Here is a 19339-nt window from a genome sequence, read left to right on the forward strand (position 1 = left end):
TGAGTGTTGGTGGCCCCGAGGGGCCGGATACAGCCTAGGCTCCCATCCCGTCAGGATGCTCACAGGTTCTACTGGCAGACTTTGCCAGCGACTTACCAGTGGGCGCCACGCCCAACCGGCTATCGGAGGTATGCAGTAGTGCCCAGCAATGAGCAGCGTCGCCAGACCGCGAAACGGAAGCTGGAACGACAGCTCGAACGTCGTGCGGAGCAGAACCGCAAGCGCAAGCAGATGACGATCGGCGCATCGGTGTTCGGCGTCGTCCTCGTGGTCGCGGCCGGTGCGGTCGTCTACAACCTGACCAAGAGCGACGACACCGCGGACACGGCGACGACGGCGCAGGAGGCTGGCGTAATGCCGACCGCCCGTAGCGAAGCGCTGCCCGCCACCGTCGACTGCACGTACACCCCCGACGGCCAGCCCGCCGCCAAGCCCGTCACCGCGCCGAACGGCGCCGGCGTCTCGGCCGAGGGCACCGTGACGGTCAACCTGGACACCACGCAGGGCCCGATCGGCCTGAACCTCGATCGCGCGGAGTCGCCGTGCACGGTCAACAGCCTGGTGAGCCTGACCGAGCAGGGCTACTACAACGACACCCCGTGCCACCGCCTGAGCACCACCGGCCTGAAGATCCTGCAGTGCGGTGACCCGACGGGCCAGGGCAACGGCGGACCCGGATACGGCTTCGAGAACGAGTTCCCGACCGACCAGTACAACCCCGACGACCCGAATCTCGGCGAGACGGTGACCTACCCCCGCGGCACCATCGCGATGGCGAACACCGGCGCACCCGGCACCAACGGCAGCCAGTTCTTCCTGGTCTACGACGACTCCCCGCTGCCGCCGATGTACACCGTCTTCGGCACCATCTCGGACGAGGGACTGGCCACCATCGAGAAGGTCGCCGCGGCCGGCGACGACGGCTCGATGTCCGCGGGCGGCGGCAAGCCGAACACCCCGATCCAGATCACCACCGCGAGCGTGGCGGCATGAAGCGGTCGATGATCGTGACGGCCGGCGTCGGGTTGGCCCTGGTCGTGGCCGGCTGTTCCTCCGGCGACGACGCGGCGTCCACGCCCGGTTCGACGTCGAAGACGACGACCGCGTCCGCGGCGCCCGCGCCCACCATGGACATGTCGTCCTTCGCGGCGCTGCCCGCCGTGCCGGCCGCGGCCGCCGCAACCGTCTCGTGCGAGTACCCGGCCGCGGGCCAGGCCAGCAAGCCGGCGAACGCCCCGGCCACCGCCGACGTGTCGACCGCCGGGACCGCGACCGTCGCGATGGCCACCTCGCAGGGCGCGATCGGGCTGACCCTGGACCGCGCCGAGGCGCCGTGCACGGTGAACAGCTTCGTCAGCCTCGCCGAGCAGGGCTACTTCAATGACACCCCGTGCCACCGCCTGACCACCGGTTCCAGCCTCAAGGTGCTGCAGTGCGGCGACCCCGCCGGCGTCGGTACCGGCGGCCCCGGCTACCGCTTCGCCAACGAGTACCCGACCACCGCGTTCGCGGACGGTGACCCCGCCGTCGAGGAGGGCATGGTCTACCCCCGCGGCACCGTCGCGATGGCCAACTCCGGCCCGGGCGGCACGAACGGCAGCCAGTTCTTCCTGGTCTACGCGGACTCGGTGCTGCCCCCGCAGTACACCGTCTTCGGCACCATCGACGAGGCCGGCCTGGCCACCCTGGACAAGGTCGCGGCGGGCGGCACCGCGAGCTCCCGCGGCGCCGGCGACGGCAGGCCGAACTCCGCGGTGCAGATCGAGACCGTCACCGTCAGCTAGTCCCGACGGAACCGGACAGTCCGGCCGCGCCGCCCAGCCACCGGGCGGCGCGGCCGGACTCGTCTGACGGAAGGCACGCACCGGACGGCGACCGAACCCCACGTCGTTCCGGCCGCCGTACCCATCGTTCCGGGTCGTTCGAGCCGCCTGCCGCCCTCGATCCGGCGGCCGAACTCGCCGAGTGAACGGCACGTTCATTCGATCCAATCGAATGAACGCTTCCGTTCACTCGGTCAGGCGGCGGAGGTCATCCGGTACACGTCGTAGACGCCCTCGACGTTGCGCACCACGTTCAGCACGTGGCCGAGATGCTTCGGGTCACCCATCTCGAAGGTGAACCTGCTGATCGCGACGCGGTCGCCGGAGGTGGCCACCGAGGCGGAGAGGATGTTCACCTTCTCGTCCGCGAGGGCCTTGGTCACGTCGGAGAGCAGCCGGTGCCGGTCCAACGCCTCGATCTGGATGGCCACCAGGAACACCGACGACGCCGACGGCGACCACTCCACCTCGATGATCCGCTCGGACTGCTCCTGCAACGAGGACGCGTTGGTGCAGTCCACCCGGTGCACGCTGACCGCGCCGCCCCGGGTCACGAAGCCCATGATCTCGTCGCCCGGCACCGGGGTACAGCACTTGGCCAGCTTGGCGACGGTCCCCTCGGCGCCGGGCACCAGCACGCCGGAGTCGGTGGCCCGACGCGACGTCGTCGGGATCGTCGACGGCGTGGCCCGCGCGGCCAGCTCCTCCTCGACGTCACCGACGCCGCCGAGCTGCGCGACCAGTCGCTGCACCACGTGCTGCGCGGAGACGTTGTGCTCCCCCACCGCCGCGTACAGCGCGGACACGTCCACGTACCGCAGCTCGTGCGCGATGGCCGCCATCGACTCGGCGCTGAGCAGGCGCTGCAACGGCAGCCCGCCGCGCCGCACCTCCTTGGCGATGGCGTCCTTGCCTGCCTCCAGCGCCTCCTCGCGACGCTCCTTCGCGAACCACTGCCTGATCTTGGACTTGGCGCGCGGCGAGACGACGAAGCTCTGCCAGTCCCGGCTCGGACCGGCGTTGGCGGCCTTGGAGGTGAACACCTCCACCACCTCGCCGTTCTCGAGCGTCCGCTCCAGCGCCACCAACCGGCCGTTGACCCGGGCGCCGATACAGCGGTGCCCGACCTCGGTGTGCACGGCGTACGCGAAGTCCACCGGAGTCGACCCGGCGGGCAGCGTGACCACGTCGCCCTTCGGGGTGAAGACGAAGATCTCCTTGACCGCGAGGTCGTAGCGCAGCGACTCCAGGAACTCTCCCGGGTCGGCCGCCTCCCGCTGCCAGTCCAGGAGCTGACGCATCCACGCCATGTCGTCGACCTCGGCGACGTCGCTGGAGTGCTTGCCCTTGGTCTCCTTGTAACGCCAGTGCGCCGCGATGCCGAACTCGGCGGTGCGGTGCATCTCGCGGGTCCGGATCTGCACCTCCAGCGGCTTGCCCTCCGGGCCCACCACCGTGGTGTGCAGCGACTGGTACACCCCGTACCGGGGCTGGGCGATGTAGTCCTTGAACCGCCCGGCCATCGGCTGCCACAGCGAGTGCACGACGCCGACGGCGGCATAGCAGTCGCGAACCTCGTCGCACAGGATCCGCACGCCCACCAGGTCGTGGATGTCGTCGAAGTCGCGGCCCTTGACGATCATCTTCTGGTAGATCGACCAGTAGTGCTTGGGCCTGCCCTCGACCACCGCGCTGATCCGCGACGCCGAGAGGGTGGCGTTGATCTCGGCCCGCACCTTCGCCAGGTAGGTGTCGCGTGACGGCGCCCGGTCCGCGACCAGACGGACGATCTCCTCGTACTTCTTCGGATGCAGGATCGCGAACGAGAGGTCCTCGAGCTCCCACTTGACCGTGGCCATTCCCAGCCGATGGGCAAGCGGCGCAATGACTTCCAGTGTCTCGCGGGCCTTGCGCGTCTGCTTCTCCGGCGGCAGGAAGCGCATGGTGCGCATGTTGTGCAGCCGGTCCGCGACCTTGATCACCAGCACCCGGGGGTCCCGCGCCATGGCGATGATCATCTTGCGGATGGTCTCGCCCTCGGCCGCGGTGCCGAGCACCACCTTGTCCAACTTGGTGACGCCGTCGACCAGGTGCGCGACCTCGTCGCCGAAGTCCGCGGTGAGCTGTTCGAGGCTGTAACCGGTGTCCTCGACGGTGTCGTGCAGCAGCGCCGCCACCAGCGTCGTGGTGTCCATGCCCAGCTCGGCGAGGATGGTCGCGACGGCCAGCGGGTGGGTGATGTACGGGTCGCCGGAGCGCCGCGTCTGCCCCTCGTGCCGCTCCTCGGCGACGTCGTAGGCGCGCTGCAGCAGCGCCAGGTTCGCCTTCGGGTAGAGGTCGCGGTGCACGGTCACCAGCGGCTCGAGCACCGGCTTGATCATCGTGTTGCGCTGCGCGGTGATCCGACGCGCGAGCCGGGCCCGCACCCGCCGCGACGCCGACGTGGGCACCGCGGGCGCCTGACCGTCGGGGGCCGACCCCTGCCCGCCCGTTCCGGACCGCGACCTGTCGAGGTTCTGGGTCATCCGAAGTCACCTCCCACTGATTCGCAACTGCTCAGCTGCCGGCACAACGCTGCCAGCGACAACTTTAGTCCTCAGACCTGCAGCAGGGACGTCACCGGGTACTCCGCGAGCCGGTCCCGGCCACCGAGCGCGGCGATCTCGAGCACGACGGCGATGCCGACCACCTCGGCGCCCGCCGCGGTGAGCAGTTCCGCTGTGGCGCGCAGCGTTCCGCCGGTGGCCAGGACGTCGTCGATCACCAGGACCCGACGGCCGTGCAGTTCGATGCCGTCGGCGGGCACCTCCAGCGTCGCCGACCCGTACTCGAGGTCGTAGGACTGGCTGCGCACCGGCGGCGGCAGCTTGCCCGCCTTGCGGACCGCGAGCACCCCCGCGTCCAGCGCCAGCGCGACGCCGCCGCCGATCAGGAACCCGCGGGCGTCGATGCCGGCCACCAGGTCAGCCTCGGAGCCGACCGCGACCATCGCCGCGATGATGTCGCGAAACGCCTTGGCGTCGGCGAACACCGGGGTCAGGTCGGCGAACCGGACGCCGGGCTCGGGGAAGTCGTCGGCCCACCGGGTGAGGCGGGCGATGTCGTCGGCGGCCAGGGACTGCTCGTAGTTCACCTGAGCAGTATCCACCTGTCCATGTTCCAGCCCGCACCCGCGGCCGTGGGATTCGGCACCGCGGCGTGCATGCCGTTGGCGACGGCCGTCGTCCGCGGTTCGTTGAACAGCGGCAGCGACGGCATCTCCCCCCACAGGATGTTCTCGGCCTCGACGGCCAGCCCGAGCTGCCGGTCCTGGGCGGTCTCGACGGCGAGCTGGCCCGCGATCTCGGTGACCCGGCCGTTGCGGAACTGTCCGACGTTGTTCCTGTTGCCCTCGGCCAGCGAGTACACCGGCGGCACCAGGGAGTCGCTGCCCGCCGCGCCCGGCGCCGACGCGGTGCCGCCGAGCAGGGCGTCCACCTGCCCCGCGGCCAGTGCGGACGGGGCGAAGTCCGCCGTCCCCGCGTCCTGCACGGTGATCCCGGCGGGCTCACAGGCCGTGGCGATCGCGGCGACGGTGGCGGCGCGGCGCGCGTCGGGCGCGAGGTAGCCGACCCGCACCGTGAGCGGCCCGTGCCCGGACGCGGCACCGGTGTCCGCCTGCAGGTAGCGGTTGCCGGCGACACCGGCGACCGGTCCGTACAGCAGGGTGTCCGGCTGCACGATCCGCGAGTTCAGGACCCCCGATCCGAGCCCGGACTGCGGGGCGTACCCGGGGTGGCCCAGGGTGTCGAACAACGCCTGACGCGGCACGCAGGAGGCGAACGCGCGCCGGGCCTCGGCGGACCCGAGCGCCCCGCCGGTGGCGAGCACCAGCTGTTCGCTGCTGCGCGACGGCTCGGTCACGGTGTCGTACCCCTCGCCCGGATCGAGTCCCTCGACGGAACCCGCGCCGACGTCGAGGATGTCGACGTCGCCGGAGGCCATCTTCTCCTCCAGGTCGGTGCCCTTGGGCCACACCACGATCCGGTCGGTGCCGGGCTTGTTGCCCCACCACTTCTCGTTCGCGACGAGGACCAGACCGTCCTCCGGGGAGTAGGAGGCCGCCCGGTACGGCCCGGCGGACGGGAACAGCGCCGGGTCCAACTCGCCGACGGGCAGCTTCCACCCGTTGTTCCAGAAGTCCGCGACCCGGGACAGCGCAGCCGGGTCGTCGCCGCGCACCGCGGTCGCCACGTCGGGCACCCCGGCGGCGCGGGCCGCCACGTGGGCAGGCATCAGCGCGGTCGCGCCGAACAGGCCGCGCCACTCGGCGAACGCCCGGCCCGGCGCGAACACGGCGGTGGCGTCCTTCGCGCCGGGCGCGCAGTCGACCCGGTCGATGTCCGAGTAGCCCGCCCGGGAGGCCGAGTCGAACAGCTGCTGCCCGTCGGGCCCGGTGAACCGGCCGCTGCCGGCCGCCCAGGCCAGCACGAGGTCGTCGCAGGTGACCGGCACGCCGTCGGAGTACACGGCGGCCGGGTTGATCTTGTACGAGATGGTCAACGCGTCGCCCGGTGCGGTGGCAGCGGTGCCGACGTCGCCGTCGGCGAGGGCGATGCCCTCGGGGCCGAGATAACTCAGCCCCGGGAGCACCCGCCCGAACGCCTGCCGGGCACCCGACGCGGCGCCGTCCACCGTGTTCGCGTTGTAGGTGGTGAGGACGTTGTCGATGGCGTAGCCGATGGACGGGACCTGGTCCTCGCTCTTCGCGCAACCGGTGACCGCCGCGACCGTCACGATCGCGCCCGCACCGGCGGCACCGATCCGTCTACGCCAACTCATCCCACTACCTCTTCTTGTCGCGCTTCCCCGTCGGCCGGGATCCCGGCTGCGGCGCGGCGGCCGCCCGCCGAGGGACCGACGTCGAGCCTGCCAGGGCGGCGTCCGAGATCCCAGCCGCCCCGCCGGACCGCTCCGCGCGACGCGCGAGCACCTTCCTGGTGTGCGCGGCCACCGGACCCCAGCGCTCCTTGATCGACACCAGCATCGGGGTGGCGAAGAAGATCGACGACACCGCGCCGACGATGATGCCGACGAGCTGGACGACCGCGAGGTCCTTCAGGGTGCCGACGCCGAGCAGGCCGACCGCGACGACCAGCAGGCCGATCACCGGCAGGATCGAGATCACCGTGGTGTTGATCGAACGCATCAGCGTCTGGTTCACCGCGAGGTTCGCCTGTTCGGCGTAGGTGCGGCGGGTCAGGTGCAGGATGCCCCGGGTGTTCTCCTCGACCTTGTCGAACACCACGACGGTGTCGTAGAGCGAGAAACCCAGGATGGTCAGGAAGCCGATCACCGTCGCCGGGGTGACCTCCAGCCCGATGAGCGAGTACACACCCGCGGTGACGACCATGTCGAAGAACAGCGCGACCAGGCCTGCGATCGCCATGTCCCGCTCGAACCGGATCGCGATGTAGATGCCCACGATCACCAGGAACACCGCCAGCGCGATCAGCGCCTTCTTGGTGATCTGGCTGCCCCAGGTCTCACTGACGTCCGCGACGGAGATCGCGTTCTTGCTCGGGACGCCGTCCTTGTCCTCCGGCTGGAACTCGTCGTACAACGCGGTCTGCAGCTCGGCGACCTGACTGATGTCCAGTGCCTCGGAACGGATCTGGATGGTGGCCGCGGATCCGGATCCCACGGTCTGCACCGAGACCGGCTCGGTCCCGATGGTCTCCGTGTAGACCGCCTCCACCTGCTCGGTGGTGACGTTGTCGGCGGCGGGCATCTGGATGCGCGACCCGCCCTCGAAGTCGATGCCCAGCGTGAAGCCGCGGAAGACGATGCTGGCGATCGAGATCAGCACGATCACCGAGATGATCGCGTAGTACATCCTGCGCTTGCCGACGATCTCGAAGGCGCCGGTTCCGGTGTACAGCCGGGACAGCAGGCTGTGGTGCGGCAGGATCGCCTGGCCTGCGGCCGTGTTCTCGGGGGACGTGTCCCCGGTGGTGTTGCTCACTTGTCAGGCCTCCTTCGACTGCGCGCCGACGGCGTTGTGCGCCCCGGCGGCAGCGGTCTTACGTTCCCGGGCGACCTGCGTGACGGCACCGAGGCCGTTGACGCTCGGCTTCGACCAGAAGTCGGACTTCGATGCCAGGTGGACCAGCGGGTGGGTCACCAGGAACACCACGATCACGTCGAGGATGGTGGTCAGGCCGAGGGTGAACGCGAAGCCGCGCACCTGCCCGACCGCCAGGACGTAGAGCACGGCGGCGGCGATGAAGCTGACCGCGTTGCCGGACAGGATGGTCCGGCGCGCACGCGCCCAACCGCGCGGCACGGCCGAGCGGAAGCTGCGGCCCTCCCGCATCTCGTCCTTGATCCGCTCGAAGTACACGACGAACGAGTCGGCGGTCATGCCGATACCGATGATCAGACCGGCGATACCCGCCAGGTCCAGGGTGAAGCCGATGTACCGGCCCAGCAGCACCAGGATCGCGTAGACCATCAGCCCGGAGAGGATCAGCGACAGCGCCGTGAGCACACCGAGCATGCGGTAGTAGACCAGGCAGTAGATCAGCACCAGGATCAGGCCGACGAGGCCGGCGATCAGGCCTGCCTGCAGCGACGCCAGGCCCAGGGTCGCGGAGACCGTCTCGGCCTCGGACGCCTGGAAGGACAGCGGCAGCGAACCGTACTTGAGGGTGTTGGCCAGTTCCTTGGCCGAGGACGCGGTGAAGTCACCGGTGATCGAGGTGGCGCTGCCCGCGGGGGTCGCGCCCTGCACGACCGGCGCGCTGACCACCTTCGAGTCGAGCGTGAACGCGGCCTGCTTGCCGATGTTGGCGGCGGTGAACTGCGCCCACGTGCTGCTGCCGTCGGACTTGAAGGTCAGGCTGACCTCGTGGCGGGACTGCTGCGAGTTGAACGCGGACGTGGCGTCGGCGATCTCCTGGCCGTCGATGATGCTCGGGCCGAGCACGTACACGGTGGTGCCGTCGGTGGAGCAGGCCACCAGCGGCAGCGCCGGGTCGTCGTTGCCCTGCAACGGGTCCGGGGCGTTGCAGTCCAGCGAGGCCATGGCCTGCTGCTGCACTGCCGGATCGGTGCTCTGCCGGGTCGCCTTCGCCGCCGCGATCTCGGCGGCGGCCTTGTCCGCGTCCGACATGTCACCGCTCGGCGGCGCGGGGGCCTCCGGCGCAGGCGCCGTGGTCGGCTCGGGGGCCTGTGCGGGGAACGGACGGTTCTGCGGCTCGGACGCGGGGGCCTCAGCCGGTGCCTGCTCGGGAGCCGGTGCCGGCTCGGGAGCGGGGGCCGGAGCCGGCGTCTGCGTCACGGGGGCCTGCGCCTGTGTGTTCGCGGAGACCTGCGAACCGATGACCGGCCGGATGTACAGCCGTGCGGTCTGGCCGAGGGTGCGGGCCTGCGAACTGTCGTCGCCGGGGACCGTGATGACCAGGTTGTCACCGTCGATCACGACCTCGGACCCGGAGACGCCGAGACCGTTGACACGGGTCTCGATGATCTCCTGGGCGCGACGCAGCGAGTCCTGGCTCGGCTGACTGCCGTCCGGGGTCCGCGCGGTCAGGGTGACACGGGTGCCGCCCTGCAGGTCGATACCGAGCTTAGGCGTCGGGGACTTGTCCCCCGTGAAGAAGACGAGCGCGTACAGCGCCGCAACGATCAGCCCGAATATCACGAGCGAACGCGCTGGTCGTACGGCTCCAGTAGAAGGTGCCACGATCCGTTGTTCTCCTAGAAGTGCGTATGGGGTGCCGTGCCCGGACGGAGGAAGGCCGCCCGAGACACGACCGCTGCCGAGCGAGGGCACTCGGCAGCGGAAATGTATCTAGCTCACTCCTTGTCGGGGCGACCCTTGTCGAGGCGAATCTGGGTCTCCTCGGGGGTTTCGTCGATCACCTTGTCTGCGACGCTCTCGTCGGCGACAGCCTCGTCGGCAACGTCCTCGTCGAGGTCGTCGTCGTCGTCGAGGTCGTCCTCGTCGAGGTCCGCGTCGTCCACGATCAGCTCGCGGATCACCAGGCGCGACCAGGTGGTCACGACGCCCGGCGCGATCTCCAGCTCGACGGTGTCGTCATCGAGCTCGACGATGGTGCCGTGCAGGCCTGAGGTGGTGAGCACACGATTGCCAACGGTCAGCGAATCCTGCATCTCGGCGGTCTTCGCCATTTCCTTCTTCTGGCGGCGGATGCCGAGGAACATCGGCACGAGCAGGGCGAGAATAAGGAGCGGAAACAGCAGTTCCATTGTTGAAGTCAGTCCTAAACGTTTGTCCGTGCGGCCGGACCAGGTCGGACCGCCGCCGTACCCCAGTGTGCCACTAGTCCCGCGAAGACTGCGGAGGTTCGTTAACTCGGACCTCGATGCCGCCCGCCGCGGCCTCCGGCGGGGGTGTCAGGCCGAGCTGCTGCCAGGCCGCCGCGGTGGCCACCCGGCCCCGCGGGGTGCGCGCAATCATGCCCGCACGCACCAGGAACGGCTCGCAGACCTCCTCGACGGTGCTCGGTTCCTCCCCCACCGCGACGGCGAGGGTCGAGACGCCGACCGGACCGCCGCCGAAACTGCGGATCAGCGCGCTGAGCACCGCCCGGTCCAGTCGGTCCAGACCCAGCTCGTCCACGTCGTAGACGGCCAGCGCCGCGCGGGCGATCTCGCGGGTGATCACGCCGTCGGCCCGGACCTCGGCGAAGTCGCGGACCCGGCGCAGCAGCCTGTTGGCGATGCGCGGTGTGCCCCGGGAGCGTCGGGCGATCTCGGCGCCGGCGTCCTCGGAGAGTTCGACACCGAGGATCCCGGCGGACCGGATGAGAATCCGTTGCAGCTCCGGCGGGTCGTAGAAGTCCATGTGCGCGGTGAATCCGAAGCGGTCGCGCAGCGGACCGGTCAGCGCACCGGACCGGGTGGTGGCGCCGACCAGGGTGAACGGCGCCACCTCCAGCGGAATCGAGGTGGCCCCCGGCCCCTTGCCGACGATGACGTCGACCCGGAAGTCCTCCATCGCCAGGTACAGCATCTCCTCCGCGGGGCGCGCGATCCGGTGGATCTCGTCGATGAACAGCACGTCGCCCTCGACGAGGTTGCTCAGCATCGCCGCGAGGTCGCCCGCCCGTTCCAGCGCAGGCCCCGAGGTGAGCCGCAGGGACGTGCCGAGCTCGGTGGCGATGATCATCGCCATGCTGGTCTTGCCCAGTCCGGGCGGACCGGAGAGCAGGATGTGGTCCGGGGTGCCGCCGCGCATCTTGGCACCGGTGAGCACCAGTTGCAGCTGCTCGCGCACCCGGGGCTGACCGATGAAGTCGTCCAGCGAGGTCGGCCGCAGGCTCGCCTCGATGTCGCCGTCCCCGGCGACCAAGCTGGCGGTGACGGCCGACTCCTCGACGTCGAAGGCACCGTCACCGAAGGCGCCGTCGTCGAACGCGCCGTCGTCGCCGAAACCGTTGGCGGGCATGGTCACCGCGTCTTACCCAGCTGACTGAGCGCCGCGCGCAGCGCGGTGGAGGTGTCGGCGTCGGGGTTGGCCGCGAGCACCGAGTCGGTGGCCGGCTCGGCCTGCTTGAGCGGGAAGCCGAGGCCCACCAACGCCTCGACGATCTGCTCCCGGACCAGGCCCGGGACGACGGCAGGCAGCGCACCGTCCGCCAGCCGGTCGGGCGAGGTCGGCACGGCCTCGACCTTGTCCCGCAGTTCGACGACCATCCGTTCGGCGCCCCGCTTGCCGATCCCGGGCACCCGGGTCAGCGCGGTGACGTTGCCCTCGGCGAGAGCCTTGCGCAGTGCGGTCGGTTCGAGCACGGCGAGCGTCGCCATCGCCAGCCGCGGCCCCACCCCGGAGACCGTCTGCAACAGCCCGAACAGGTCCCGGGACTCGGTGTCGTGGAAGCCGTACAGCGTCATCGAGTCCTCGCGGACGATCATCGCCGTCACCAGCCGCACGTCGGCGCCGCGCGAGAGCGTGGACAGCGTCGCCGGGGTGGCGTTGAGGCGGTAGCCGACGCCTGCCGCCTCGAGCACCACGTGGTCGAGCGCGATCTCGAGCACCTCACCGCGAACGGAGGCGATCATCGGGTACCTGCCTTCTTGAGCCTGGAGTCGGTAGCTGCCGCGAGTTTCGCCGCGTAGCGCAGCTTCTGTTCGGCGGCCGCCTGCTCCGCCTGGGCCATCCTGGCGAGCATCGGGGCCCGCCAGCAGTGACAGATCGCCAACGCGAGGGCGTCGGCGGCATCGGCCGGTTTGGGGGCGACGGACAGCCCGAGAATCTTGGTCACCATCGCGGTGACCTGCTTCTTGTCCGCGTCGCCGTTGCCGGTGACCGCGGACTTCACCTGGCTCGGGGTGTGGAAGCAGACGTCGATGCCGCGGCGGGCGGCGGCCAGGGCGACCACGCCACCGGCCTGTGCGGTCGCCATCGCGGTGCGCACGTTGTGTTGGGAGAAGACCCTTTCGACCGCGACGACGGTCGGCTGGTAGCGGTCGAGCCACTGTTCGGCCGCCTCCGAGATGCCGAGCAGTCGCCGCGCCAGGTCCATCTCGGGCGGGGTGCGGATCACGTCCACCGCCACCGGGGTCACCGTGCGGCCGCGGCCGGCGTCGACGACTCCGAAGCCGCACCGGGTCAGCCCGGGGTCCACTCCCAGGACGCGCATCCACTCACCTCTCGACACCATGACACTCGATCGGCACCGACCCCACCGGCGACTGTGCCGACACGGACAGCGCTGCGAACAGCTGTTCGAGAGTATATGTCGAGGGTACGACAGGCAGGAAGACCAACACGCGGTCGCGCCGGCCGCGGGGCCGACGCGACCGGGCGGTCAGGCGTCGAGCTCGGCCAGGACCTCGTCGGACAGGTCCACATTGGTGTACACGTTCTGCACGTCGTCGGACTCCTCGAGGGCGTCGACGAGCTTGAAGACCTTGCGCGCGCCGTCCGCGTCGACCGGCACCTCGACGGAGGCGCGGAAGTCCGGGTCGGCGGACTCGTAGTCGATGCCGGCGTCCACCAGTGCGGTCCGCACGGCGATCATGTCGGCTGCCTCCGAGACGATCTCGAAGGTGTCGCCGAGGTCGTTGATCTCCTCGGCGCCGGCCTCGAGGACCACCTCGAGGATCTCGTCCTCGCTGCGGCCGCCCTTCTCGAGCAGCACGACACCCTTGCGGGTGAACAGGTACGACACCGAGCCGGGATCGGCGAGGTTGCCGCCGTTGCGGGTCATCGCGGTGCGCACCTCACCGGCGGCGCGGTTGCGGTTGTCGGTGAGGCACTCGACGAGCAGCGCAACACCGTTGGGGCCGTAGCCCTCGTACATGATGGTCTGCCAGTCGGCGCCGCCCGCCTCTTCACCGGCACCACGCTTGCGCGCGCGCTCGATGTTGTCGTTCGGGACGGAACTCTTCTTGGCCTTCTGGATGGCGTCGTAGAGGGTCGGGTTTCCCGCAGGATCGCCGCCACCCGTACGCGCCGCCACCTCGATGTTCTTGACAAGCTTCGCGAAGGACTTACCGCGTTTGGCGTCGATCGCGGCCTTCTTGTGCTTGGTGGTGGCCCATTTGGAGTGGCCGCTCATGCGTAGTCCCTCTTCCCGTTGTTAGATACCCGCACAACAGCGGTGCACGCTGCAGCGGGGAGCACACAGTACCGCTGAGTTTACGCGGGCGTCGGGGCCAGCCCCCGCACCATGCCGACAAAGAGCTGATGGACCCGCCTGTCGCCGGTGACCTCGGGATGAAAGGAGGTCGCCAGCACGCCGCCCTGGCGCACCGCGACCACCCGCCCGGCGGCGGGGCCGTCCGGCACGGTGGCCAGCACCTCGACGTCGGGGCCGACCCGCTCGACCCAGGGTGCGCGGATGAACACCGCGCGGATCGGGTCGCCCTCGATGCCCACGAAGTCGAGGTCCTCCTCGAAGGAGTCCACCTGGCGACCGAACGCGTTGCGGCGCACGGTGATGTCCAGTCCGGACAGGCACTGGGCGTCCGGCCGGGTGTCGAGCACCTCGTTCGCGAGCATGATCATGCCGGCACAGGACCCGTAGGCCGGCATCCCGTCCCGCAGGCGGGCCCGCAGCGGCTCGAGCAGGTCGAAGACCGTGAGAAGTCGGCTCATCGTGGTGGACTCGCCGCCGGGGATGACCAGTCCGTCCACGGCGTCGAGCTCGGACTGTCGGCGGACGGTCACGGCGTGCGCGCCCGAGGCCTCGAGCGCGGCCAGGTGTTCGCGGACGTCGCCCTGCAGGGCGAGTACGCCGATGGTGGGTTGTGTTGTGCTGATGACTGATTCGCCTGTCGTTGACGTGATGGACACTGATTCCTCGATCTCGGGGCTGCTGACGACGGTCACGGCTGACGCACCCCCACCAGCAGCAGGTGCTGGGGCGGCACCGGCGTGTCGGTGGGCACCGGCAGGAAGGTGTCGGTGGTCCAGCGCAGCGCGCCGTCGACCGTGATCTGGGCCCGGATCGCGAGCCGGGCGTGCGGGGGCACCTGCGCGCGCGGGACCGAGAGCTCGAACGGCACCGGGATTCCGGTGGCGTCGACGATCTGCTGCTCCGCGAGCACCGTCGACGGCGCGTCGGCGCGCGAGACGTCCTCGATCCTGACCGTGACGACCGCCCCTGCCGGCCAGGCGATACGTTCGCGATAGGCGACGTCCCCCGCGACGGTCAGGGCATCCGCGGCGGAGCCCTCGGCGGACGACGACGCGTCGCCACCCGACGAGCCGAGCGAGATGCCCACCGCAACGGCCACCGCGACCAGTGCGGCACCGCCCAGCGTCAGTTCCAGAATTCGTCTCCTCTGCACGCAACGAGGATACGGATGCCCGCCGCGGCGACGCCGGGCGGAGGAACGCCCGCCGCCGCACCCACCGCGCCAAGACGGCACCGCGCGCCGTCAGGGATCCGTCAAGGCCGCGGTCGGCGACGAACCTCGCGCCCACACTCGCAGCCGTGACCAACACACTGCTCATCCGGACGCCCCGGCCCGGCCGCTCGTCCGGGACCGCCGACAGGCGCAAACTCTCGGTGTCGACCGGCCTGGCCGGCCTGTCGCTGGACGCGATGGCCTCGGTGTCCTACGGACCGGAGGCCATCGTCCTGGTGCTCGCCGTCGCGGGTGGCGCGGGGCTCGGGTTCACCCTGCCGGTCACGCTCGCGATCGCGGCACTGCTCGCCGTCCTGGTGGCGTCCTACCGTCAGCTGATCGCGGCCTACCCCAACGGCGGCGGCGCCTACGCGGTGGCACGCGCGCGGCTGGGCCACCGCACCGGACTGGTCGCGGCCGCCTCCCTCGTGGTCGACTACGTCCTCAACGTGGCGGTCTCCATCGCCGCCGGCGTCGCCGCCCTCACCTCGGCCTTTCCCGCGCTGCTGCCCTACGCCGTATGGATCTGCCTGGCGGTGCTGGTGGGCGTCACCGCCCTGAACCTGCGCGGCATCGCGAGCAGTGCCCGCGCGTTCATGATCCCGACAGCCGTGTTCGTGGTCGGCATCTTCACGGTGATCATCGCCGGGCTGCTGCGCAGCGAGCCGCTGAGCGTCGCCGAGGGCACCGCCGTCGCCGTCAACGTGCAGACGGTCGGGGTGCTCCTGCTCCTGAAGGCGTTCGCCAGCGGCTGCGCAGCCCTGACCGGCGTGGAGGCCATCGCCAACGCCGTGCCGAGCTTCCGGGAACCGCGGGTACGCACCGCGCAGCGAGCGGAGGTGGCGCTGGGAATCCTGTTGGGCACCATGCTGATCGGACTCGCCGTGCTGATCGGCAAGTTCGCGCTGCACCCGGTCGAGGGCACCACCGTGCTCTCCCAGCTCACCGAGGCCTCGCTCGGACACGGAATCGGCTACTACGTGGTGCAGTTCGCCACCGTCGTGCTGCTCGCCCTGGCCGCGAACACCTCCTACGGCGGGCTGCCGACGCTGATGCGCCTGCTGGCCGACGACAACTGCCTGCCGCACCGGTTCGCACTGCGTTCCTCACGCCAGGTCTACCGCCACGGGGTGCTGACGCTGGGCGTCTTCGCGGGCATCCTGCTGATCGGTTCACGCGGAAACATGAACACCCTGGTGCCGCTCTTCGCCATCGGCGTCTTCGTCGGGTTCACCATCGCCCAGGTCGGCCTGGTCCGGCACTGGCGAGTCACCCGCGGCACCGGCTGGCGGTGGCGGGCGGCGCTCAACGGCTTCGGCGCCACCCTGACCGCGGTTGCCGCCCTGGTCACCACCGCCATGAAGTTCACCGAAGGCGCCTGGCTGATCGTGGTCGCCCTGCCGCTGCTGGTCTTCCTGATGGAGCGGGTGCGCGCCGCGTACTCGGCGATCGGCGGCAGCCTGCACCTCGGCGAGGTGCCCGCCGTCCCCGCCGCGAACGGCACCGTCGTCGTGGTCCCGGTCGCCGAGGTCTCCGCGCTCAGCCGCGAGGCGATCGAGACCGCGCTGTCCCTCGGCAGCGACGTGGTCGCGGTCCGGGTCTGCCCGGTCGGCGAGTCCCCACGCGCATTCACGAAGGCCTGGGAGGCCTGGCATCCCGGGGTGCCGCTGGTACTGCTGGACGACGCCGACGCCGGCCTCGCGCCCACCCTGACGCGGTACGTCACCGAGACGTTCGAGGGCAGAAGGGTGGTCGTGGTGATCGGCGAGGTCGAACCGGGCACCGCCTGGCAGCGGATCCTGCCGAACCGCCGGGGCGACGAACTCGACCGTGCGCTGCGCCGCGAGACCGACGCGGTCATCTGCCGGGTCCGGCTGCGAGTCGGTCGGTCGGTCCCCGAAGACCGGACGCGTCGGGTCGGCACGCCATGAGCGCGTGAACCCTCGACCTGACACCCGAAGGCATACCCCCGGAAGGAGAGCCGCGGATCACGCGGACGCGATCACGGCCGAAGTCGGAACACGAACTCCACGACCGCCGACCGCGTGATCCGGTGCTCTCCTCCCGTCGGCTAGCTGCCGAAGAACCCGCCGGTACTGCCGGCACTTCCACTCGCGCTGCCGCTGCTTCCGGCACTGCCCGTACCTTCGTCGACGATGTCCACGACCTTGCCGCCGACCGGGGTGAACAGGGTCGTGCCACTCCCGTCGACGCATCCGGCCTCGAGCAGGTAGGTACCGTGCGGCAGGTACTGGGTGGCAAAGACACCTGCGCCTGCCCCGTTGATGTCGACATCGATGTCCCTCGCGACGACCGCGCCGTTGGACTCGGCGCGCACGTCGGCGAAGCAGTTCACCAGGGTGGGCGAGTTGACCTGGTGGAATCTCGCGATGATGACGTTGACGTCGGTCTCGACGGTGACGTTGCCCGCGACCGCCGCGGAACCGATGGCCGGGCCGGCGATCGCCGCCGCGGCGGCGACTGCCGCGACCGCGCCGGCGCGCGTGAGAATCCTCGTGGAAAATGCCTTCATAGTCCGTCCTAATCTTCGCGTGTGCCCGGGGTTGGGCCGTGCTCAAACAAGGGGATCGATGGTGTTCCGAATGGCATGTTTCCCTAGAGCAACGACCGTGTCCCGATTCCGGGCAAATCCCGCGTGTCGGACCCGAACCTGCCCAGGGGCACAGCGGCGGTTCCCGGCCGTGCGTCCCGGGAGCGGTCAGTCCTCGCGGACCAACCGGGTCAGCCCCTCCTGCACCACCGCGGCCACCAGGTGCCCCTGCCGGTCGAAGATCCGACCCTGGGTCAGCGCCCGGCCGAATCCGGCCGACGGCGACGACTGGTCGTAGAGCAGCCACTCGTCGGCGCGGAACGGCCGCATGAACCACAGCGCGTGGTCGAGCGAGGCCTGCTGCACCCGCACGTCCGGATGCGGAACCTGCGCGGAACCGAGCAGGGTCATGTCGCTCATGTACGCCAGGGTGCACACGTGGAAGACCGGGTCGTCGGGCAGGCTCCCGCGGTAGCGGAACCACACCTGCTGCTGGGCAGGCACCCCCTCGCGCCGCGTCACCTGGTCCTCCGGGACGAAGCGAAGGTCCCAGTTCGCCCACTCGCGAAACTCCCAGGACAGTTCGTCGCTGGCGATGTCGGCGGTGTCCGGAAGGTCTTCCGGGTCCGGCACCGGTGGCATCCGGTCCTCGTGTTCGATGCCCACGTCCCCGATGTGGAACGACGCGGACATGGTGAAGATCGCCTGCCCGTCCTGGACCCCGGTGACCCGGCGGGTGCAGAACGACCGGCCGTCACGGATCCGGTCGACCAGGAACACGGTGGGGATCGTCGGGTTACCCGGCCGCAGGAAGTAGCCGTGCAGCGAGTGCACCCGGTACCGCTCGTCGACGGTCCGCACCGCCGAGACCAGCGCCTGGCCTGCCACCTGACCGCCGAAGGTCCGGGTGAGGATGGTGTCGGCGACGATGCCCCGGAAGATGTCCTTCTCCAGGCGTTCGAGCTCGAGAATCTCTTCGATGGACGACATGGCGCTCCCTCTTCCGGCGACCCGACTTCGTCAGGCTAGCAACAGCTCTGCCCGGCCCCGGGGACCGTCGGACGTCCGCCGCGCCGTCGGCAGGAGGGGACGCGAGCCCGGCCACCGGCCCCGGACGTCAGGAGATCCCGGCGACCCGCAGCAGCGCCGTGGCCGCGGCGGCCCCGACGACCACCACCACGAACGGCGCCCGACGCCAGATCAGCAGTCCGGCAACGCCGACCCCGAGCACCCGCGCCCAGCCGGCGAACCCGTCGCCCGCGTACACCGTCTGGGTCACCGCGAGCGCGACCAGCAGCGCCGTCGCGGCCAACCCGAGCAGCCGAACCGCGTTCGGGCTCAGGTGGATCCGGGCACGCAACACCGGACCGGCGATCCGCAGCGCGAACGTGCCGACGGCCAGCACCGCGATCAGCCCCCAGCTCACGCGGACGCCTCCCCGGCCCGGCCGGCGGCCACCAGTCCCCCGAGCCCGGCGATCACCCCGAGTCCGGCGGGCAGCACCGGGGTGAGCAGCACCGCGATCACGGCGCCCAGCAGGGCCACGCGGCGGTCCGTCCGGTACCGCCACACACCGGCGGTCAGTGCCAGCAGCGCCGCCGGGAAGGCCGCGTCGACGCCGAGCGCGGCGGGGTCTCCGATCAGCTCGCCGCCCACCGCGCCGAACGCGGTGCCGAGGTTGAAGGCCAGGAACAGCGTCAGGCCGGCCGCGAAGTAGGTGCGCCGGGCCCGCGCGGGGTCGCCGTGTCCGGCCAGCTCCGCGGTGGTGAACGCCGTCACCTCGTCGGTCAGCAGGTGCGCACCGAGCAGGCTCGCCCACCGTCGGCCTGCGAGCACCTCCGCCAGCACCAACCCGTACGGCAGGTGCCGGGCGTTGAGCAGCAGGCCACCGAACGCAATCGCGGCGGGGGCGGCACCGGCCGCCACCGCCGCGACGACGAGGAATTGCGCGCCGCCCGCATACACCAGGGCGGACAGCGCGACTGTCTGCGGCACCGACACCCCGGCGGCCACCGCCACCGCACCGAACGACGCCCCCACCAGGAGCATCGCCAGTGCCAGCGGCAGCAGCGCCGAGGCGGAGCCGCTGCTACGCAACGAG

The 19339-nt window shown here is 70.6% G+C and carries 19 protein-coding genes; 3 read left to right on the forward strand and 16 right to left on the reverse strand.

The window, feature by feature from the left end:
- The first annotated feature begins 138 nt into the window (after positions 1 to 138).
- Entirely contained in the window at positions 139 to 993 is an 855-nt protein-coding gene (locus tag ACFO6S_RS03480) for a peptidylprolyl isomerase (RefSeq protein ID WP_378414209.1), read from the forward strand.
- Positions 990 to 1784 carry a peptidylprolyl isomerase gene (locus tag ACFO6S_RS03485; RefSeq protein ID WP_378414211.1) on the forward strand — a complete coding sequence of 265 codons (795 nt, stop codon included), beginning with the start codon at positions 990 to 992 and terminating at the stop codon, positions 1782 to 1784. Before ACFO6S_RS03480 ends, ACFO6S_RS03485 begins: the two co-directional genes overlap by 4 nt.
- Before the next feature lie 233 nt (positions 1785 to 2017).
- Here ACFO6S_RS03485 and ACFO6S_RS03490 read toward each other — a convergent pair whose 3' ends face one another.
- The 12 genes from ACFO6S_RS03490 to ACFO6S_RS03545 all read right to left on the reverse strand — a co-directional run bounded on the left by ACFO6S_RS03490 (position 2018) and on the right by ACFO6S_RS03545 (position 14627).
- Positions 2018 to 4348 (reverse strand): RelA/SpoT family protein, encoded by a 2331-nt coding sequence (locus tag ACFO6S_RS03490; RefSeq protein ID WP_378414213.1) that lies wholly within the window; start codon positions 4346 to 4348, stop codon positions 2018 to 2020.
- A gap of 71 nt (positions 4349 to 4419) precedes the next feature.
- The gene (locus ACFO6S_RS03495) at positions 4420 to 4971 is read right to left on the reverse strand and encodes an adenine phosphoribosyltransferase (protein WP_378414215.1); all 552 of its coding nucleotides are present in this window, start codon (positions 4969 to 4971) and stop codon (positions 4420 to 4422) included.
- Positions 4953 to 6644: an ABC transporter substrate-binding protein gene (locus ACFO6S_RS03500; protein WP_378414216.1), complete on the reverse strand. Its 1692-nt coding sequence runs from the start codon at positions 6642 to 6644 to the stop codon at positions 4953 to 4955. Before ACFO6S_RS03500 ends, ACFO6S_RS03495 begins: the two co-directional genes overlap by 19 nt.
- A 4-nt stretch (positions 6645 to 6648) precedes the next feature.
- On the reverse strand, positions 6649 to 7827 hold the full coding sequence (secF, locus tag ACFO6S_RS03505) for a protein translocase subunit SecF (protein ID WP_378414218.1): 1179 nt from the start codon (positions 7825 to 7827) through the stop codon (positions 6649 to 6651).
- A gap of 3 nt (positions 7828 to 7830) precedes the next feature.
- Positions 7831 to 9549 (reverse strand): protein translocase subunit SecD, encoded by a 1719-nt coding sequence (gene secD / locus ACFO6S_RS03510; RefSeq protein WP_378414219.1) that lies wholly within the window; start codon positions 9547 to 9549, stop codon positions 7831 to 7833.
- Between the two features lie 113 nt (positions 9550 to 9662).
- On the reverse strand, positions 9663 to 10076 hold the full coding sequence (gene yajC, locus ACFO6S_RS03515) for a preprotein translocase subunit YajC (RefSeq protein WP_378414221.1): 414 nt from the start codon (positions 10074 to 10076) through the stop codon (positions 9663 to 9665).
- Between the two features lie 73 nt (positions 10077 to 10149).
- Positions 10150 to 11277 (reverse strand): Holliday junction branch migration DNA helicase RuvB, encoded by a 1128-nt coding sequence (ruvB, locus tag ACFO6S_RS03520; RefSeq protein ID WP_378414223.1) that lies wholly within the window; start codon positions 11275 to 11277, stop codon positions 10150 to 10152.
- A 2-nt stretch (positions 11278 to 11279) separates the two neighbouring features.
- The gene (ruvA, locus tag ACFO6S_RS03525; RefSeq protein ID WP_378414225.1) at positions 11280 to 11891 is read right to left on the reverse strand and encodes a Holliday junction branch migration protein RuvA; all 612 of its coding nucleotides are present in this window, start codon (positions 11889 to 11891) and stop codon (positions 11280 to 11282) included.
- Positions 11888 to 12472, reverse strand: a complete 585-nt coding sequence (ruvC, locus tag ACFO6S_RS03530; protein WP_378414227.1) for a crossover junction endodeoxyribonuclease RuvC — start codon at positions 12470 to 12472, stop codon at positions 11888 to 11890. The genes ruvA and ruvC overlap by 4 nt, the downstream gene beginning before the upstream one ends.
- Before the next feature lie 168 nt (positions 12473 to 12640).
- Positions 12641 to 13393: a YebC/PmpR family DNA-binding transcriptional regulator gene (locus ACFO6S_RS03535; protein ID WP_378414229.1), complete on the reverse strand. Its 753-nt coding sequence runs from the start codon at positions 13391 to 13393 to the stop codon at positions 12641 to 12643.
- 80 nt (positions 13394 to 13473) lie between these two features.
- Positions 13474 to 14097: a pyridoxal 5'-phosphate synthase glutaminase subunit PdxT gene (gene pdxT / locus ACFO6S_RS03540; protein WP_378415196.1), complete on the reverse strand. Its 624-nt coding sequence runs from the start codon at positions 14095 to 14097 to the stop codon at positions 13474 to 13476.
- Between the two features lie 65 nt (positions 14098 to 14162).
- A complete protein-coding gene (locus ACFO6S_RS03545) occupies positions 14163 to 14627 on the reverse strand; it encodes a YbaY family lipoprotein (protein ID WP_378414231.1) in 465 nt (154 codons plus the stop codon).
- A 257-nt stretch (positions 14628 to 14884) separates the two neighbouring features.
- On the opposite strand from ACFO6S_RS03545, the gene ACFO6S_RS03550 reads away from it, so the two are divergent.
- Positions 14885 to 16618 (forward strand): APC family permease, encoded by a 1734-nt coding sequence (locus ACFO6S_RS03550; protein ID WP_417714997.1) that lies wholly within the window; start codon positions 14885 to 14887, stop codon positions 16616 to 16618.
- Between the two features lie 140 nt (positions 16619 to 16758).
- Here ACFO6S_RS03550 and ACFO6S_RS03555 read toward each other — a convergent pair whose 3' ends face one another.
- The 4 genes from ACFO6S_RS03555 to ACFO6S_RS03570 all read right to left on the reverse strand — a co-directional run bounded on the left by ACFO6S_RS03555 (position 16759) and on the right by ACFO6S_RS03570 (position 19335).
- Positions 16759 to 17220 carry a hypothetical protein gene (locus tag ACFO6S_RS03555; protein ID WP_378414235.1) on the reverse strand — a complete coding sequence of 154 codons (462 nt, stop codon included), beginning with the start codon at positions 17218 to 17220 and terminating at the stop codon, positions 16759 to 16761.
- A gap of 186 nt (positions 17221 to 17406) precedes the next feature.
- Complete coding sequence (locus ACFO6S_RS03560) at positions 17407 to 18228, reverse strand: acyl-CoA thioesterase (RefSeq protein ID WP_378414237.1); 822 nt, start codon at positions 18226 to 18228, stop codon at positions 17407 to 17409.
- A gap of 127 nt (positions 18229 to 18355) precedes the next feature.
- Positions 18356 to 18664, reverse strand: coding sequence for an AzlD domain-containing protein (locus ACFO6S_RS03565; protein WP_378414239.1), 309 nt, complete (start codon positions 18662 to 18664; stop codon positions 18356 to 18358).
- Entirely contained in the window at positions 18661 to 19335 is a 675-nt protein-coding gene (locus ACFO6S_RS03570) for an AzlC family ABC transporter permease (protein ID WP_378414241.1), read from the reverse strand. Before ACFO6S_RS03570 ends, ACFO6S_RS03565 begins: the two co-directional genes overlap by 4 nt.
- Between the last annotated feature and the right edge of the window lie 4 nt (positions 19336 to 19339).

The sequence above is a fragment of the Rhodococcus kronopolitis genome (assembly GCF_042654025.1).
Lineage (GTDB): Bacteria > Actinomycetota > Actinomycetes > Mycobacteriales > Mycobacteriaceae > Rhodococcus_G > Rhodococcus_G kronopolitis.

What these genes read in the sequence shown, in the direction of transcription:
- ACFO6S_RS03490 (WP_378414213.1), bottom strand. Translation starts at nt 4,348, where the DNA reads ATGACCCAGAACCTCGACAGGTCGCGGTCCGGAACGGGCGGGCAGGGG.
- ACFO6S_RS03485 (WP_378414211.1), top strand. Translation starts at nt 990, where the DNA reads ATGAAGCGGTCGATGATCGTGACGGCCGGCGTCGGGTTGGCCCTGGTC.
- ruvA (WP_378414225.1), bottom strand. Translation starts at nt 11,891, where the DNA reads ATGATCGCCTCCGTTCGCGGTGAGGTGCTCGAGATCGCGCTCGACCAC.
- ACFO6S_RS03535 (WP_378414229.1), bottom strand. Translation starts at nt 13,393, where the DNA reads ATGAGCGGCCACTCCAAATGGGCCACCACCAAGCACAAGAAGGCCGCG.
- yajC (WP_378414221.1), bottom strand. Translation starts at nt 10,076, where the DNA reads ATGGAACTGCTGTTTCCGCTCCTTATTCTCGCCCTGCTCGTGCCGATG.
- ACFO6S_RS03550 (WP_417714997.1), top strand. Translation starts at nt 14,885, where the DNA reads ATGGCCTCGGTGTCCTACGGACCGGAGGCCATCGTCCTGGTGCTCGCC.
- ruvB (WP_378414223.1), bottom strand. Translation starts at nt 11,277, where the DNA reads ATGCCCGCCAACGGTTTCGGCGACGACGGCGCGTTCGACGACGGCGCC.
- ruvC (WP_378414227.1), bottom strand. Translation starts at nt 12,472, where the DNA reads ATGCGCGTCCTGGGAGTGGACCCCGGGCTGACCCGGTGCGGCTTCGGA.
- ACFO6S_RS03500 (WP_378414216.1), bottom strand. Translation starts at nt 6,644, where the DNA reads ATGAGTTGGCGTAGACGGATCGGTGCCGCCGGTGCGGGCGCGATCGTG.
- ACFO6S_RS03555 (WP_378414235.1), bottom strand. Translation starts at nt 17,220, where the DNA reads ATGAAGGCATTTTCCACGAGGATTCTCACGCGCGCCGGCGCGGTCGCG.
- ACFO6S_RS03560 (WP_378414237.1), bottom strand. Translation starts at nt 18,228, where the DNA reads ATGTCGTCCATCGAAGAGATTCTCGAGCTCGAACGCCTGGAGAAGGAC.